Origin of the sequence: Streptomyces sp. NPDC007872 (assembly GCF_042868165.1) — a bacterium.
GTDB lineage: Bacteria > Actinomycetota > Actinomycetes > Streptomycetales > Streptomycetaceae > Streptomyces.
The window spans coordinates 37,028-52,993 of record NZ_JBIAEA010000014.1 but is presented as its reverse complement, the minus strand read 5'-3'; the positions used below and the strand labels follow the sequence as shown (position 1 = coordinate 52,993).

At 71.7% G+C, this 15,966-nt stretch carries 16 protein-coding genes; 10 read left to right on the top strand and 6 right to left on the bottom strand.

The window, feature by feature from the left end:
• Positions 1-89: 89 nt before the first annotated feature.
• The 3 genes from ACFYNX_RS32680 to ACFYNX_RS32670 all read left to right on the top strand — a co-directional run bounded on the left by ACFYNX_RS32680 (position 90) and on the right by ACFYNX_RS32670 (position 3,193).
• Positions 90-1,547, top strand: coding sequence for a menaquinone biosynthesis decarboxylase (locus ACFYNX_RS32680; RefSeq protein ID WP_388667000.1), 1,458 nt, complete (start codon positions 90-92; stop codon positions 1,545-1,547).
• Positions 1,544-2,446 carry a menaquinone biosynthesis prenyltransferase MqnP gene (mqnP, locus tag ACFYNX_RS32675; RefSeq protein WP_388666997.1) on the top strand — a complete coding sequence of 301 codons (903 nt, stop codon included), beginning with the start codon at positions 1,544-1,546 and terminating at the stop codon, positions 2,444-2,446. Before ACFYNX_RS32680 ends, mqnP begins: the two co-directional genes overlap by 4 nt.
• A gap of 78 nt (positions 2,447-2,524) precedes the next feature.
• Entirely contained in the window at positions 2,525-3,193 is a 669-nt protein-coding gene (locus ACFYNX_RS32670; protein WP_365548484.1) for a UbiX family flavin prenyltransferase, read from the top strand.
• Here the strand turns inward: ACFYNX_RS32670 and ACFYNX_RS32665 are convergent.
• Positions 3,190-3,327 (bottom strand): hypothetical protein, encoded by a 138-nt coding sequence (locus ACFYNX_RS32665; protein ID WP_365548481.1) that lies wholly within the window; start codon positions 3,325-3,327, stop codon positions 3,190-3,192. The genes ACFYNX_RS32670 and ACFYNX_RS32665 overlap by 4 nt on opposite strands.
• 113 nt (positions 3,328-3,440) lie before the next feature.
• Between ACFYNX_RS32665 and ACFYNX_RS32660 the strand changes: the two genes are divergently transcribed.
• Both ACFYNX_RS32660 and mqnE read left to right on the top strand, forming a co-directional pair.
• Complete coding sequence (locus ACFYNX_RS32660) at positions 3,441-3,896, top strand: Lrp/AsnC family transcriptional regulator (RefSeq protein WP_125666109.1); 456 nt, start codon at positions 3,441-3,443, stop codon at positions 3,894-3,896.
• A gap of 71 nt (positions 3,897-3,967) precedes the next feature.
• Positions 3,968-5,131, top strand: a complete 1,164-nt coding sequence (mqnE, locus tag ACFYNX_RS32655) for an aminofutalosine synthase MqnE (RefSeq protein WP_365548478.1) — start codon at positions 3,968-3,970, stop codon at positions 5,129-5,131.
• A 48-nt stretch (positions 5,132-5,179) separates the two neighbouring features.
• Here mqnE and ACFYNX_RS32650 read toward each other — a convergent pair whose 3' ends face one another.
• Both ACFYNX_RS32650 and ACFYNX_RS32645 read right to left on the bottom strand, forming a co-directional pair.
• Complete coding sequence (locus ACFYNX_RS32650; protein WP_388666991.1) at positions 5,180-6,046, bottom strand: helix-turn-helix domain-containing protein; 867 nt, start codon at positions 6,044-6,046, stop codon at positions 5,180-5,182.
• Positions 6,047-6,140: 94 nt separating this feature from the next.
• Complete coding sequence (locus tag ACFYNX_RS32645; RefSeq protein WP_388666988.1) at positions 6,141-6,674, bottom strand: GNAT family N-acetyltransferase; 534 nt, start codon at positions 6,672-6,674, stop codon at positions 6,141-6,143.
• A 140-nt stretch (positions 6,675-6,814) separates the two neighbouring features.
• Here ACFYNX_RS32645 and ACFYNX_RS32640 point away from each other — a divergent pair, with 140 nt between their 5' ends.
• The 4 genes from ACFYNX_RS32640 to ACFYNX_RS32625 all read left to right on the top strand — a co-directional run bounded on the left by ACFYNX_RS32640 (position 6,815) and on the right by ACFYNX_RS32625 (position 11,745).
• Entirely contained in the window at positions 6,815-7,081 is a 267-nt protein-coding gene (locus ACFYNX_RS32640) for a DUF4229 domain-containing protein (protein WP_365548469.1), read from the top strand.
• A 414-nt stretch (positions 7,082-7,495) separates the two neighbouring features.
• Positions 7,496-8,845 carry a dicarboxylate/amino acid:cation symporter gene (locus ACFYNX_RS32635; RefSeq protein ID WP_388666983.1) on the top strand — a complete coding sequence of 450 codons (1,350 nt, stop codon included), beginning with the start codon at positions 7,496-7,498 and terminating at the stop codon, positions 8,843-8,845.
• A gap of 112 nt (positions 8,846-8,957) precedes the next feature.
• Positions 8,958-9,602 (top strand): TetR/AcrR family transcriptional regulator, encoded by a 645-nt coding sequence (locus ACFYNX_RS32630; protein WP_365548463.1) that lies wholly within the window; start codon positions 8,958-8,960, stop codon positions 9,600-9,602.
• 262 nt (positions 9,603-9,864) lie between these two features.
• On the top strand, positions 9,865-11,745 hold the full coding sequence (locus tag ACFYNX_RS32625) for an AMP-dependent synthetase/ligase (RefSeq protein WP_388667118.1): 1,881 nt from the start codon (positions 9,865-9,867) through the stop codon (positions 11,743-11,745).
• Positions 11,746-11,762: 17 nt separating this feature from the next.
• Here ACFYNX_RS32625 and ACFYNX_RS32620 read toward each other — a convergent pair whose 3' ends face one another.
• The 3 genes from ACFYNX_RS32620 to ACFYNX_RS32610 all read right to left on the bottom strand — a co-directional run bounded on the left by ACFYNX_RS32620 (position 11,763) and on the right by ACFYNX_RS32610 (position 14,656).
• Positions 11,763-12,428, bottom strand: coding sequence for a pyridoxal 5'-phosphate synthase (locus ACFYNX_RS32620; protein ID WP_388666980.1), 666 nt, complete (start codon positions 12,426-12,428; stop codon positions 11,763-11,765).
• Positions 12,425-13,792 carry an FAD-dependent monooxygenase gene (locus ACFYNX_RS32615; protein ID WP_388666977.1) on the bottom strand — a complete coding sequence of 456 codons (1,368 nt, stop codon included), beginning with the start codon at positions 13,790-13,792 and terminating at the stop codon, positions 12,425-12,427. Before ACFYNX_RS32615 ends, ACFYNX_RS32620 begins: the two co-directional genes overlap by 4 nt.
• 216 nt (positions 13,793-14,008) lie before the next feature.
• Positions 14,009-14,656, bottom strand: coding sequence for a TetR family transcriptional regulator (locus ACFYNX_RS32610; protein WP_388666975.1), 648 nt, complete (start codon positions 14,654-14,656; stop codon positions 14,009-14,011).
• Between the two features lie 372 nt (positions 14,657-15,028).
• On the opposite strand from ACFYNX_RS32610, the gene ACFYNX_RS32605 reads away from it, so the two are divergent.
• The gene (locus ACFYNX_RS32605; protein ID WP_388666972.1) at positions 15,029-15,844 is read left to right on the top strand and encodes a VOC family protein; all 816 of its coding nucleotides are present in this window, start codon (positions 15,029-15,031) and stop codon (positions 15,842-15,844) included.
• Positions 15,845-15,966: the final 122 nt, after the last annotated feature.

Sequence of the window (15,966 nt, the reverse complement as noted above, 5' to 3'; positions counted from 1 at the left end):
TGGGACAGCCCCCTGGAAGCGGTGGCGGGGGCGCGCTTCGGCGGCCCCGGTGACAGGTCAAGGGTAGCCGGTGACCGATACTTGCCCCTATGGCTCACGACGATCTCCGCTCGCTGCTCAGGGCCCTCGAGCGCGAAGGCGACCTCAAGCGCATCAAGGCCGAAGTCGACCCGTACCTGGAGGTCGGGGAGATCGTCGACCGCGTGAACAAGGCGGGAGGCCCGGCGCTCCTCTTCGAGAACGTCAAGGGCTCCTCCATGCCGCTCGCGATGAACGTCTTCGGGACGGACCGCCGGCTGCTCAAGGCGCTCGGCCTGAAGTCGTACGGCGAGATCAGCGAGAAGATCGGCGGCCTCCTCAAGCCGGAGCTGCCGCAGGGCTTCGTCGGGGTCCGCGAGGCCTTCGGCAAGCTCGGCTCGATGGTCCACGTGCCGCCCAAGAAGGTGAAGTCCGGCGACGCCCCCGTGCAGGAGGTCGTCCTCACCGGCGACGACGTCGACCTGGAGAAGCTGCCCGCGCTCTTCACCTGGCCCCAGGACGGCGGCTCCTTCTTCAACCTGGGGCTCACCCACACCAAGCACCCCGAGACCGGCGTGCGGAACCTCGGCCTCTACCGGCTCCAGCGGCACGACAAGCGCACCATCGGCATGCACTGGCAGATCCACAAGGACAGCCGGAACCACTACGCGGTCGCGGCCGAGCGCGGCGAGCGGCTGCCGGTCGCCATCGCCTTCGGCTGCCCGCCCGCCGTGACGTACGCCTCGACGGCCCCGCTGCCGGGCGACATCGACGAGTACCTCTTCGCCGGCTTCGTGCAGGGCAAGCGGATCGAGATGGTCGACTGCAAGACCGTCCCGCTCCAGGTCCCGGCGCAGGCCGAGGTCGTCGTCGAGGGCTGGCTGGAGCCGGGCGAGATGCTCCCCGAGGGCCCCTTCGGCGACCACACCGGCTTCTACACCCCGCAGGAGCCCTTCCCCGCCCTGACGATCGACTGCGTCACCATGCGGAAGCGCCCGCTGCTCCAGTCGATCGTGGTCGGCCGGCCGCCGACCGAGGACGGGCCGCTCGGGCGGGCCACGGAGCGCTTCTTCCTGCCCCTGCTCAAGATCATCGTGCCGGACATCGTGGACTACCACCTGCCGGAGTCCGGCGGCTTCCACAACTGCGCGATCGTCTCGATCGACAAGAAGTACCCGAAGCACGCGCAGAAGGTCATGCACGCCATCTGGGGCGCGCACATGATGTCGCTGACCAAGCTGATCGTCGTGGTCGACAAGGACTGCGACGTGCACGACCTGCACGAGGTCGCCTGGCGGGCCCTCGGCAACACCGACTACGCCCGTGACCTCACCGTCGTCGAGGGGCCGGTCGACCACCTCGACCACGCCTCCTACCAGCAGTTCTGGGGCGGCAAGGCGGGCATCGACGCCACGAAGAAACTCCCCGAGGAGGGCTACACCCGGGACGGCGGCTGGCCGGACATGGTCGAGTCGGACCCGGCGACGGCCGCCCTCGTGGACCGGCGCTGGAAGGAGTACGGGCTGTGACCACCGCCGCCGTACCGGGCGCTCAGCCCGGACGCACCAAGGCCTTCCTGCGGCTCGTGATGATCGAGCACTCGGTCTTCGCGCTGCCCTTCGCGTACATCGCCGCGCTCACCGCGATGTTCCAGGTCGACCGGCACGTCCACTGGTGGACGCTGCTGCTCGTCACCGTCTGCATGGTGGGGCTGCGGACCTTCGCCATGGCCTGCAACCGGATCATCGACCGCGAGATCGACGCGCGCAATCCCCGCACCGCCAACCGCGAGCTGGTCACCGGCGCGGTCTCCGTGCGCTCGGCGTGGACCGGGGCCGGGGTCGCCCTCGTGGTGTTCCTGGGGGCCGCCGCCCTGCTCAACCCGCTCTGCCTGGCGCTCGCGCCGCTCGCCGTCGTGCCGATGGTGGTCTATCCGTACGGGAAGAGGTTCACGAACTTCCCGCACGCGATCCTGGGACTCGCCCAGGCCATGGGCCCTGTCGGCGCCTGGCTGGCGGTGACCGGGGAGTGGTCCTGGGACGCGGTGATCCTGGGGCTCGCGGTGGGCGTGTGGATCGGCGGCTTCGACCTGATCTTCGCCTGCCAGGACGTGCAGGCGGACCGGGCGCACGGCGTGAGGTCGGTCCCGGCCCGCTTCGGGATCCCGGCCGCCCTGTGGGGCGCGCGGGGCTCGGCGGTCGTGACGACCGGACTGCTCGTCTGGTACGCGCTCGCCACCGGCGCCGGGCTCTTCTTCTGGGTCGGCCTGGCGGTCGTCGTGGTGGCGTTCTGCTACGAGCACACGATCGTGAAGCCGCACGACCTGTCCCGGCTGAACCGCGCGTTCTTCACGACGAACGGCTTCATCGGGATCAGCCTGTTCGTCTGCGCGCTCCTCGACCTGCTGGTCCGCGGGCTCACCCCGTAGCTCCGTGGCCCCGACGTCCCGGCCCCGTCCCGGACCACCCCGGATCGTCCCGGACCCCTCACGGATAGGCTCGACGGCATGAACGACGGCAAGCGCACCCCCTGGATCGTGGGGGTTTCCGGGGCGTCGGGCACGCCGTACGCCGCCGCCGTCCTGAGGGGGCTGCTCGCCGCCGGGGAGAGCGTCGACCTGGTCGTGTCCCGGGCCTCGCGGCTCACGCTGCTCGACGAGACCGGGATCTCCTTCCGGGACGCGCACTGGCGCGAGGACCTGGCGGCCTGGCTGGCGCGGGGCGCCGACGGGAAGCCGGACACCTTCGAGGTGGACCTGGCGGACGTGCGGTACTGGCCGGCCGGGGACCTGGGCGCGGGCCCGTCCTCGGGGTCGTACCCGGCGAAGGGGATGCTGGTGGTGCCGGCCTCGACCGCCGCGGTGGCGGGAGTGGCCCTGGGGCTCTCGAAGGACCTGCTGCAGCGGGTCGCGAGCGTGACGCTGAAGGAGCGGCGGCCGCTGGTGGTCGCCGTGCGGGAGACCCCGCTCAACGGGCAGACGCTCAAGCACATGGTGGCGCTGGACGAGGCGGGCGCCGTGGTGCTGCCCGCCTCTCCGGCGTTCTACGCGGGGGCGACGCACATCCAGGATCTGGTGGACTTCGTCGCCGGGCGGGTACTGGACGCGGCGAAGGTGCCGCACCGGTTGTACCGCCGCTGGGAGGGAGAGCTGGGTGCGGCTCTCCGGTCTGATTAGCGCTTCTCGGCGCGCTTCTGCGGGGCGCGCTTCGAGGCGGGGACGGGCTGGTGGGCACGCGAGCGGTTGGCCAGGTCCTGCAGCTCGCGCATGCGGGCGTAGGCCATCTCGATCGTGTACACGCTGAACACCACTCCTGAAGGATCGTCTTTGATCTGCTGAAAGATTCACAGGGTGTCGCCCCTGTGTACCTTAGATTCTATACCTAAACTCGCGGTATCGCTGGACAATGGAAGGCCTCATACCTATGGACGCCGTGGACAGGCAGCTCATCCAGGCCCTGCGCGAGAACGGACGCGCCTCGTACGCCGAACTCGGCCGGCTCGTCGGGCTCTCCGGCCCCTCCGTGACCGACCGCATCAACCGCCTGGAGGCGGCCGGGGTCATCACCGGCTACCGCGCCACCGTCGACGCCGCCTCGCTCGGCCTCGGCGTCACCGCCCTCATCGGCATCTCGCTCTCCGACGCCGCCGACCACGAGGACGTGGCCCGCCGCCTCAAGGACCTCGCCGAGATCGAGGACTGCTGGTTCATCGCCGGCGACGACTCCTTCATGCTCAAGGTCCGCGCGAACGACGTCGACGGCCTGGAGAAGACGATCCGCCGCCTCAGCGGCACCCGGGGCGTCTCCCGCACCCGCACCACGATCGTGCTCTCCACCAAGTGGGAGAACCGCGTCGGAGAGCTGCCCGAGGAGGGCTGAGCGCGGGCCTGAGAGTACGGTGAACGGCGAAGCACGGATATCGGATATCGGAGAAAAAGGGAGGCGGCCGCATGGACGCGGGGCTCAAGCGTGAGCTGGAGCAGAAGGTCCGGGACGGTGAGCGGCTGAGCCGTGAGGACGGCATCGCCCTGTACGAGTCCGACGACCTGGCCTGGCTCGGCGGTCTGGCCCACGAGGTCCGGACCCGCAAGAACGGCGACGTGGTCCACTTCAACGTCAACCGTCACCTGAACATGACCAACGTCTGCACCGCCTCCTGCGCCTACTGCTCCTTCCAGCGCAAGCCGGGCGAGAAGGACGCGTACACCATGCGCATCGAGGAGGCCGTGCGCCTCGCGAAGGCGATGGAGAACGAGAACCTCACCGAGCTCCACATCGTCAACGGGCTGCACCCCAACCTGCCCTGGCGGTACTACCCGCGCTCCCTCTCCGAGCTGAAGAAGGCCCTGCCGAGCGTCTCCCTCAAGGCGTTCACGGCCACCGAGATCCACCACTTCGAGACGATCTCCGGGCTCTCCGCCTCCGACATCCTCGACGAGCTGATCGAGGCCGGTCTGGAGTCGCTGACCGGCGGCGGCGCCGAGATCTTCGACTGGGAGGTCCGGCAGCACATCGTGGACCACCGCACCCACTGGGAGGACTGGTCCCGGATCCACCGGCTCGCCCACGAGAAGGGGCTCAAGACCCCGGCGACCATGCTGTACGGGCACATCGAGGAGCCCCGGCACCGCGTCGACCACGTGCTGCGGCTGCGCGAGCTCCAGGACGAGACGAACGGCTTCCAGGTCTTCATCCCGCTGCGCTACCAGCACGACTTCGTGGACATGAAGGACGGCAAGGTCCGCAACAGGCTCCAGGCGCGCACCACGATGGCGACCGGCGCCGAGGCCCTGAAGACCTTCGCGGTCTCCCGGCTGCTCTTCGACAACGTGCCGCACGTCAAGGTCTTCTGGGTCATGCACGGCGTCCAGACCGCGCAGCTCGCGCTCCAGCACGGCGCCGACGACATGGACGGCTCGGTCGTCGAGTACAAGATCACGCACGACGCCGACAACTACGGCACGCCGAACAAGCTGGGCCGCGAGGACCTGCTCGAACTGATCCGGGACGCCGGCTTCCGGCCGGTCGAGCGGAACACGCGGTACGAGATCATCCGCGAGTACCCGGGCCCGGACGCGGAGCGGCGCGAGTCGCCGCAGCCGATGCGGGTCTGAGCACTTCCGTGAGAAGGGCCGGTGGGGATTTCCCCCACCGGCCCTTCTTCACACCCCCGTGCGCTCCACCGGGATCCACAGCTCCGCCCGCGCCGTCGTCCAGTCCTCCGAGGGCCGTACGGAGAGCAGCTCGGGGCCCGGCCTGCTCGCGTACGGGTTGGACGGGAACCACTGGGTGAAGACGTCCCGCCAGAGGTACTGGAGGGCCTTCGGGTACGGGCCCTCGTTCTCGAAGACGGCCCAGGTCCCGGCGGCCACGTCGAGCGCGTCGAACTCCTCCGGCACGTCGGCGCCGCTCACCGCCCCGTGCCAGTAGTCCAGCTCGGCGCCCTCCTCGCGGCCGTCCGAGAGGTGGGTGACCGCCGACAGGACGCCCGCGGGCTCCCCGTCCGACAGGCGGGCGAGCCGGTCCAGGGCCTCCCGGCCGATGGACCGGATGTGGGCGGCGATCGCCGGGTTCTCCCCCTCGTGGACCAGGGGGACCCGGGCCCCGCGCCCGACGATCCGGAAGGCGTCCTTCTCCACGATCCTGTACCGCATGCTGCTGTTCCCTTCGACGACGAGGCGGAAGGACATGCGCGGCTGGGAGCGCAGGGCGGCCCCGGTGCGGCGGGCCTCGCCGGGGCCGACGCCGTGCACCGCGCGGAACGCGCGGGCGAAGGCCTCCCCGGAGCCGTAGCCGTACCGCACGGCGACCTCCAGGAGCGTCCGCCCGCCGGCGAGCACCTCGGCGCCCGCGACGGTGAGCCGCCTGCGCCGCACGTACTCCGACAGCGGCATCCCCGCGAGCGCCGAGAACAGGCGCCGGAAGTGGTACTCCGAGGTCGTCGCGATCCGGGCCAGCTCGGCCGGGTCGAGGTCGCCGCGGAGGTGCTCCTCGATGTGGTCGAGTGCCCGGTTCAGCCGCTCCAGCACGTGGTCCGTCCTTCCTTTTCCGTGTCCTCACCGTAGGAAGGGGGCCGGGTGCCGGACCCGACATCCCGTGCCCGGTCCGGTCGGGTGCGGCCCGTCAGGCGAGCGGGAGCAGCATGATGATGTCGTCGCGGTCGTCCCCGGGGGCGACCCGGATCGCGTCGGGGACGCGGCCGACCTCCTTGTAGCCGGACTTGGCGTAGAAGCCGTCGACGCCGGTGCCGCCCCGGCAGTTCAGCCGGACCGCCTCGACCGCCTCGAAGCCCGGGGCGGTGCGGGCGGTGTGCTCGACCGCCGCCATGAGGTCGCGGCCGTACCCCCTGCCCTGGTGCCGGGGGTGGACCATCACGGTGTAGAGCCACACCCAGTGCGTCATCAGGGGGTGGGTGTTGAAGGTGAAGAAGGCGGTGGCGGCGATCTCGCCGTCGTCGTCGCGGCCGACGAGCAGGCGGGTGGTGCCGCGCTCCATGGCGACGAGGTGCCCGAGCAGGGCGGGGCGGATCTCGTCGGGGGTCACGGGCGGGACGAAGCCGACGGCGCCACCGGCGTTGGACACGTCGGCCCAGAGGGCGAGGACGCCGTCGCGCAGGGCGGGGTCGACGGCCGGGTCCACCTCGAACGTAAGGGTCATGGGCCGAGGTTATCTATTACTTGCCGGGTGCTCAAGAGGGCCGGTACCGGAGGGGGTGCGGCCCCGTGTTTCACTGGGGAGGACGTTCGTCCCGTAGGGGATCTTTTCGGAACGGAATCGGAACGGGAGAGTGGACTGACATGCTCCGTTACACGGTGCTGCGGCTCGGCATCTTCGCCGGGTGCTTCCTCGCCCTGTGGGGCCTCGTCTACGCGGGCGTGCTGCCGCGCGGCCTCGGCGGCTCCAACCTGCTCTGGGTCCTCGTCCTCGCCATCGTCGTCTCCGCCCCGCTCAGCTTCGTCCTCCTGCGCGGACAGCGCGACGAGATGAGCGCCGAGATCGTGGAGAAGGTCGACCGCGCGAAGGGGCGCCTGGAGGCGAACCGGTCCCAGGAGGACGCGCTGTAGGGAGTCCCCTTCCGCCTCGTCTCCCGCCCGTCCCTGGCCGTGGAGGCGGCGTAAGGATTCCGTAAGTTTCATCACACATCTCACCCCTGGCGAGAGCTTCCAAGGCTCCGGCCAGGGGTTCTCTGTGTTTCGGAGGCGAAGAGGCATTCCCTTACCCCAAAGAAGAGCTTTGAGGTTCTCAAAGTTCAAGTGTTAACGTGTTCGACATGAAGACCGCAGCGCGCCTCACCGACGCCGCGAGCAACCCGCTCGTGGCGCGCCTGCACGTCGATCTCTGCCGCTGCATGTCCGCGGCCTGTTGTCGCCGCGAGCTCTGACCTCCCCGGCAGCATGCAGCGGCCCCGCGCACGAGCGCGCGTGTGCGCCGCACCCCCGTCCCGTATTCCCCCGATACGCCCTGTGGAGTGTGTCTCTGTGTCCGCGTCCGTTCCCGAGGCCCCCGAGGCCCCCGAGGCCAAGTCCTCGTCCCGGATACCCAAGGTCCCCTTCTGGGCCCAGATCATCGTCGGTCTGGTCCTCGGCGCCCTGCTCGGCTGGATCGCCCGCAGCCAGGACGTCTCCTGGCTGAAGGAGACCCTCGGCCAGGTCGGCGACATCTTCGTCCAGCTCCTCAAGCTGGCCGTCGCCCCGCTCGTCTTCTTCGCGATCCTGGTGTCGATCACCAACCTGCGGAAGGTGAACAACGCCGCCCGGCTCGCCTCCCGCACCCTGCTCTGGTTCATGATCACCTCCCTGATCGCGGTCGCCATCGGCCTCGCGATCGGCCTGATCACCAACCCGGGCTCCGGTACCGGCCTCACCCCGCAGGACGGCAAGCTGCCGAAGCGCGAGGGCTCCTGGATCGACTTCCTCACCGGCATCGTCCCGACGGACGTCATCACGCCCTTCACCGAGCTGAACGTCCTCCAGATCGTCTTCATGGCCGCCGTCGCCGGCATCGCCGCCCTGAAGCTCGGCGACCGCGCCAAGCCGATCCTCGCCCTCTCCGAGTCGGTCCTCGAACTGCTCCAGAAGGCCCTGTGGTGGGTCATCCGCCTCGCCCCGATCGGCACCGTCGGCCTCATCGGCTTCGCCATCGCGGACTACGGCTGGGACCTGATCGGCAAGTACGCCACCTTCACCGCCGACGTCTACGTCGGCTGCGCGATCGTCCTCTTCGGCGTCTACCCGCTGCTGCTCGCCACGGTCGCCAAGGTCAGCCCGCTCCAGTTCTTCAAGGGCGCCTGGCCGGCCATCCAGCTCGCCTTCGTCTCCCGCTCCTCGGTCGGCACCATGCCGGTCACCCAGAAGGTCACCGAGCGCCTCGGCGTCCCGAAGGAGTACGCCTCCTTCGCCGTCCCGTTCGGCGCCACCACGAAGATGGACGGCTGCGCCGCGATCTACCCGGCGCTCGCCGCGATCTTCATCGCGCAGATCTTCGACGTGCAGCTCGGCATCCAGGACTACCTGCTGATCGCCTTCGTCTCGGTGGTCGGCTCGGCGGCCACGGCCGGCCTGACCGGCGCGACCGTCATGCTGACCCTGACCCTCTCCACCCTGGGCCTGCCCCTGGAGGGCGTCGGCCTCCTCATGGCGATCGACCCGATCATCGACATGATGAGGACGGCCACGAACGTCGCGGGCCAGGCGCTGATCCCGGTGATCGTCGCCGCCCGCGAGAAGATCCTCGACCACACCGCGTACGAGAACGCCTCGGCGTCCCCGATCGACGACCCGACCGCCGAGGAGCGCACGGAGGACGAGAAGGTCCTGGTCGCGGCCTGACCGACGCGTGACGTCCGTCCCTGGTGCCCCCGCCCCTCCCGGGCGGGGGCACTACGCTTCTCCGGGGGCAGTCGGGCGATCTTGTGAGCAGCGGGAAGCAGGGGTGGGCGCCATGGCGGACGGTGCGAAGGCGCGGCGGCTGCCGCGTGCCGTGCGGGAGCGGCAGATGCTCGACGCGGCCGTGCGGAGCTTCGCGCGGCACGGGTACCAGACGGCCTCCATGGACGAGATCGCCGAGCTCGCGGGGGTCTCCAAGCCGCTGGTGTACCTGTACCTGAACTCCAAGGAGGAGCTCTTCACCGCCTGCATCCGGCGGGAGGCCGGGGCGCTGCTCGCCGCGGTGGCCGCCGGGGTCGAGGACCGGGAGCTGTCGCCCGACGAGCGGCTGTGGGCGGGGCTGCTCGCCTTCTTCACGTACGCCGCCGAGCACCCCGACTCCTGGGTGGTGCTGAGCCGGCAGGCCCGGACGCAGGGGGAGCCGTTCGCGACCGAGGCGTCCCGGATGCGGGAGGAGATCGCGGCCTACGTGGCGGAGCTCATCGGCGAGGCGGCGCGCGAGGCGCACGGGGCCGCCGGGATCACCGAGCGGGACGTGACCGCGCTCGCGCAGGCCCTGGTCGGCTCGGCCGAGTCCCTGGCGACCTGGGCGAACGAGACGCCCGGGGTGACGGCGAAGGAGGCGGCCGCGACGCTGATGAACTTCGCCTGGGCCGGGCTCGGGAACCTCATGAAAAGCGAGCGCTGGTCTCCCCGTTGAGCCTTACCGCACAGTAAGGTTACTGACTGGTTAATGCGGGGTCGGCCTCAACGTGCCTGCGTGCCGCACGAGTTGGGCCCCGTGTCCCCGCATGCCCGTGCACCTGTACGTCCGCACGTCCGTGCACCTGTACGTCCGCACGCCCGTGCACCTGTACGCCCTGTTCGTCCGCACGCCCCGTTCGTTCGTACGCCCCGCACGCCTCGTACGTCCCGCACGTCCCCGCACGTCTCAGTTCGTCGCGAAGACCGAGGAGCCGCACGTGTCCGTCGCCACCGCCACCGCCGGGGCCGAGCCGGTCGAACCGCACAAGGTCCTGGTGGACGGGCGGGTGCGGGAGGCATCCGTCCCCGCCCTCGCCCCCCGGATCGCCCGCGGCTCCCTCGCCGACCTGCCGTACGACAACGCCCGCCAGGACCCCGACGCCCTCCTCTTCTCCCGCAAGGGACCGGACGGCACGTGGTACGACGTCCCGGCCGGCGTCTTCGCCGCCGAGGTGCACGCCGTCGCCAAGGGCCTCGTCGCCCACGGCCTCCGGCCCGGCGACCGGCTCGCCCTGATGGCCCGCACCACCTACGAGTGGACCCTGCTCGACTTCGCCGCCTGGGCCGCCGGACTCGTCACCGTCCCCGTCCACCCCACCTCCTCCGCCTTCCAGACCCGCTGGATCCTCCAGGACTCCGGCGCCGCCGCCTGCGTCGTCGAGGACCCCGCCCAGGCCCGGCTCGTCGCCGCCGAACGGCCCCAACTGCCCGGCCTCGCCCACCTCTGGACCCTCGACGCCGGGGCCGTCGACCTGCTCCGCCGGGCGGGGGAGCGGATCTCCGACGAGGCCGTCACCGCCCGCCGGGGGCTGCTCACCCCGGAGGCCCTCGCCACCCTCGTCTACACCTCCGGCACCACCGGCCGCCCCAAGGGCTGCGCCCTCACCCACGCCAACTTCTTCGCCGAGGTCGACAACGCCGTCCGGCTCCTCCACCCCGTCTTCCTCTCGGAGAGCAAGGAGCCCGCCGCCACCCTGCTCTTCCTGCCGCTCTCCCACGTCTTCGGACGGATGGTCTCCGTCGGCTGCGTGCGCGCCCGGGTCCGGGTCGGGCACGCGCCCTCCGTCGAGGGCGAGGAGCTCCTCACCGACCTGGCCGCCTTCCGGCCCACCTTCCTCCTCGCCGTCCCGCACGTCCTGGAGAAGGTCTTCAACGCCGCCCGCGCCACCGCCGAACGCGGCGGGAGGGCCGCCTCGTTCGACCGGGCCGCCCGGGTCGCCCGCCGCTACGGCCAGGAGGCCTCGCCCTCGCTGCCGCTGCGCGCCGCCCGCGCGCTGTACGACCCGCTGGTCTACCGGCGGATACGGAACGCGCTCGGCGGGCGCGTGAAGTACGTGATCTGCGGGGGCTCCCCGCTCGGCGCCCGGTTCGCGGAGTTCTTCGCGGGCGCGGGCGTCGAGGTCTTCGAGGGGTACGGCCTGACGGAGACCACGGCCGCCTCCACGGTCACCCCGCCGCGCCGGCCGCGCACCGGGACCGTCGGCTGGCCGCTGCCGGGCACCGCCGTCCGGATCGCCGACGACGGCGAGGTCTGGCTCAGGGGCGGCCACGTCTTCGCCGGGTACTGGGACGCGCAGCGCGGGGCGGCCGTGCCGTACACCGACGACGGCTGGTTCCCCACCGGCGACCTGGGCTCCCTCGACGAGGACGGCTACCTGCGGATCACCGGCCGCAAGAAGGACCTCATCGTCACCTCGGCCGGCAAGAACGTGGCCCCGGCCCCGCTGGAGGACTGGCTGCGGGCCCACCCCCTGGTCGCCCAGTGCATGGTGCTCGGCGACGACCGCCCGTACGTCACGGCCCTGATCACCCTGGACCACGAGGGCCTGTCGCACTGGCGGCGGATGCGGGGCAAGGAGCACCTGGCGCTCTGGGAGCTGACCCGCGACGAGGAGCTGCTCGCCGCCCTCCGGCGGGGCGTGGACGACGCCAACCGGCTCGTCTCCCGCGCCGAGTCCATCCGCGCCTTCCGCGTCCTGACCACCGACTTCTCGGAGACCTCGGGCCATCTGACCCCGTCCCTGAAGCTCCGGCGGGGCGCGGTGCTGCGGGACTTCGCGCGGGAGATCGAGGAGATGTATCCGGCGGGGAGCGAGTAGGGGGCGGTCAACGGGGTCTAAGGCCAGAGGAGTTCGCGGGTCCAGACGGTGGGCGCCGCCGGGTCGCGGCGGTAGCGCAGGCGGACGTGGCGGCGGCGTGCGTCGCCCTGGAAGAACTCGACCTCGGCCGGTTCGACCGTGTACGGGGTCCAGGTGGGGGCCGGGGCGTCCGGCTCCGCCTCCGCCCGGCGCCAGGCCGCCGCGCTCGCCTCCGCGAGGGTGTCGGGGGAGTCCAGGACCTCGCTCTGCCGGCCGACCAGGGCCGCCGCGAGGGCGCCGGTGGTGCGGGCGTGGAGGTCCGCGTACGCCTCCTCGGGGGTGCCGGTGGCGACGTGGCCCCTGACCCGGACCTGGCGGCCCTGGACCGGCCAGTAGAAGGTGAGCGCGGCCTCCGGGCGGGCGGCGAGCTGGCGGCCCTTGGCGCTGGTGGAGTGCGAGGCGAAGTGCCAGCCGCGCGCGTCGGCGCCGTGCAGCATCACCACCCGCGCGTCGGGGCGGCCGTCCTCGTCCACGGTGGCCAGGGTGGGCGTGTGCGGCTCGCTCTGGCCGGCCGCGACCGCCGCCGTGAACCAGTCGTGGAAGAGGGCGAGCGGCCCGGGCGGGGCGTCCGCCGGGTCGAAGGCGGGCAGCGCGGTGTCCCAGACCCGCAGGGAGCGCAGGGCGCGGTCGAAGTCGGTCGTCATGGGGCCACGGTAGTCACGCCGCCGTGGCGGGGAACGGCTGGTCCGGGAGGGGGGGTCGGCCGGTCCGGGAGGGGGGCCGGCCGGTCGGCGGCGGGAGCCGGCCGGTCCGTGGCGGGGAGCGGCTCGTCCGGCAGCGGGATCGCGTGGGCCGCCGACTGGATCTCGTCGCGGATCCTCTTCGCCACGAGGTTCTTCCAGGGGGTCTTCGGCAGCAGCCGCACCATGAGCATGCGCAGCGAGATCCTCCACCACGAGCCGACGACCATCTCCCTGACGAAGCCCTCCGCCATCCGCTGGTTCCGCTCCACGCCGGGCCGCATGTGCGCCTCGTAGCGGGCGAAGGCCGTGGTGTGGTCGCCGCCGGACCGGGCCAGCTCGGCCGCCAGGACGTACGCGCCGATCAGGGCGAGGCCGGTGCCCTGCCCGGAGGCGGGCGACGCGCAGTGGGCGGCGTCGCCGAGGAGGACGACGCGCCCCTTCGACCAGCGGTCCATCTCGACCAGGGCGATCGAGTCGAAGAAGAAGTCGTCGGCGCCGGCCGCGTGGCCGAGGAGCCGGGGGATCTCCCAGCCGTCGCCGGCGAAGGCGTCGGCGAGCAGGCGCTTCTGCGCGGCGGTGTCCCGGTGGTGGTGGGGGAGTTCGTCGGGCGACGAGAAGACGAAGAGGTTCTTCGCGTCCTCCTCGCCCGCCGAGCTGTAGACGCAGACCAGCTTCCCGGGCAGGGCGTGGTACGTCTCCCAGCGGTCGAGCCCGAGGTGGTCGGGGGCGGTGAAGAGGGAGATGTACGCGCCGAGGTGGCGCTTGAAGCGGTCCTCCTCGCCGAAGACCAGGCGCCGGGTGTGCGAGTGCAGCCCGTCGGCGCCGACGACCAGGTCGAAGCGGCGTACGGCCCCGCTCTCGAAGGTGACCGTGACCCCGTCCCCGTCCCCGCCGTCCTCCGTGTCCTCTGCCAGGGCGGCGATCGAGTCGCCGAAGACGTACTCGACGTCGTCGCGGGTCCGCTCGTACAGGATGCGGGCGAGGTCGCCGCGCATGATCTCGTCGTCCTCCCCGACGCGGCCTCCGAAGATGTCGGCGGGCAGCTCGCCGATGGTGCGGCCGGCGTCGTCGACGTACGAACCGCCCCGCATGTCCGTGGAGTTGGCCCGCACCTCGTCGAGAACGCCCATCCGGCGGCAGACCTCGATCGCGGTGCCGCGGACGTCCACCTTGTAGCCGCCGGTGCGGAGTTCGGGTGCGCGCTCGACGACGGTGGGGACGAAGCCGTGGCGGTGCAGCCAGAAGGCGAGGGCCGGGCCGGCGATCGAGGCGCCGGAGACCAGGACGGTACGGGCGGGGCGGGCGGAACGGGCGGTGCTGCTCATGGCAGGACTCCTCGTCGGGTGGCGCGGGCGCTCTCCGGCCCGCGGACATGACTATACGGATGTACTACACGCTTGTATATGACGGTTGTATAGATTCTCTGCGGGGGCCTTGCGCGGCTTCGCGCGGGACCCCGGAAGACGGCGACGCCGGCGGCGGTCCGCGGGTGCGGGCCGCCGCCGGCGTCGGCGACAGGACGGGGGAAGGAGGGGGTGCGGCTATCTGATCGGCTTCTTGCCGGTGATGCCCAGATGGACCAACAGGGCCAGGTTCGGCTTCAGTTCGGCCTGCTTCACGCCCCAGGTCTGGAAGCCCTTCTGGTGGCCCGCGACCGCGGCCAGCATCGTCACCAGGGAGCCGGCCATCGCGGCGGGGCTGACGTCCTTGTCGACCTTGCCCTTGGCCTGGAGCTCCTTCACCGCGTCCGTCAGGGAGTTGGTGACCGAGTTCAGGGTCTTCATGCGGATCTTGTAGAACCGCTTGTCGCCCTCGGCGGCGCCGAGGTCCACGACCCGGAGGATCGCGTCGTGCTTGCGCCAGAAGTCCAGGAAGCCTTCGACGAGTTCCTCGGAGGACTGCCAGCCGGCCTTGCCGACCCAGGAGCGGCCGGAGGCCAGGTCGGCCAACCCGGCGCCCTCCTTCGCCATCTCCTCCGCGATCTCCAGAACCGCCCCCTCGACGTCCGGGAAGTACTGATAGAACGTCGCGGGTGAAGTACCCGCCTTCCGGGCCACGTCGATGACCTTGACGTCCCGGTAGGGCGAGGAGCTGAGCATCTCACCGAGGCAGTCGAGCAGCTTCTGCCGCGTCGCCTGACCGCGTCGACCGGCCACGCGGCCGTCGACGGTGCGTACTTGTCCTGTCATGCCGTCAGCTTACCGACGGGGCCTCGGGGCGCGATTCGGCCGACTGCAAATGGGGTGCGTCCTCGTGCGTCCGTGTTCTTCGAGGTGGACGCGGGTGCGGGCCGGAGGGCGGGATCGGGGGAGGGTCGATATTGAGTCAATGTCGGCGGTGGTTCCGGTACCGGTGGTGCCGGGGGAGCGTGAGGCGCGGCCGGGGCCGGGCGGGGCCGAACGGGCGATCCCCCACCCGAATAGAGTTATGAACAGTCTGTGGACAACTTCGGTGGACAACCCGAGCATCCCGGGCCTCCCAAGGGTTCCGCCCCGCCGGACCGCCCCTCCCCCCGCCCGCCGGACCGTGCGGGGCCGGTGGCGCCGCCCTAGCGTGGAGCCATGGCCGTACGTACTGAGGGCACCCCGTGCTGGGTGGACGCGCAGCTCCCCGACCTGGAGGCGGGCAAGCGCTTCTACGGCGAGCTCTTCGGCTGGACCTTCGACCCCGACCGCGACGAGGCCCTCCTGCGCGGCCGCCGGGTCGCCGGGCTCGTCCCCAAGCGGGACGGCCGCATGCCCACCACCTGGACCGTCTACCTCGCCACCGAGAACGCGGGCACCCTCGCCGCCCGCATCAGGGCCGCCGACGGCCGGATGGTCATGGACCCGTACCCCGTCGGCCCCTTCGGCGTCCTGGCGCTCGCCGCCGATCCCGGCGGCGCCGTCTTCGGCCTCCGCCAGGCGGGCGACGACGACGGCTTCGCGGCGGTGAACGAGCCGGGCGCCTTCTGCTGGATGGAGGTGTACACGCGCCGCCCCGACGCCGTCGACACCTTCTACGCCACCGTCTTCGGCTACCTCGGCCGCCAGGCCGACCCCGAGGAGGAGGGCGCGGGCCCCGGCCCCGACTACCGCGTCTGGTCGCCCCCCGGCTCCCGGCCCGGCGACGACAGCGCCTTCGGCGGCCGGGCCGTCATCACCGACGACTTCCCCGCCGAGATGCCCGGCCACATCCTCGTCCACTTCCGCGTGGACGACTGCGACGGGGCCTGCGACACCACCGTCCGGCTCGGCGGCCGGGTCGTCACCCCGGCCCGCGACACCCCGCACGGCCGCGTAGCCGTCCTCCGCGACAACCAGGGCGCCCTCTTCGCGGTGCTCGCGGAGCCGGAGAGCGGCCCTCGCGCCGCACCTGAATCGGGCGATACGTACTGATAAGCCCGGAGCCGTCCCGCCCGGTCCGCCCCGCACCGGCCCGCCCCCCGTAGCAGGCGACACCCCGATCCGCCCCCGGGTTCGCCACCGGGCCTCCGGACAGGAAGAATCAGGGCCACGGG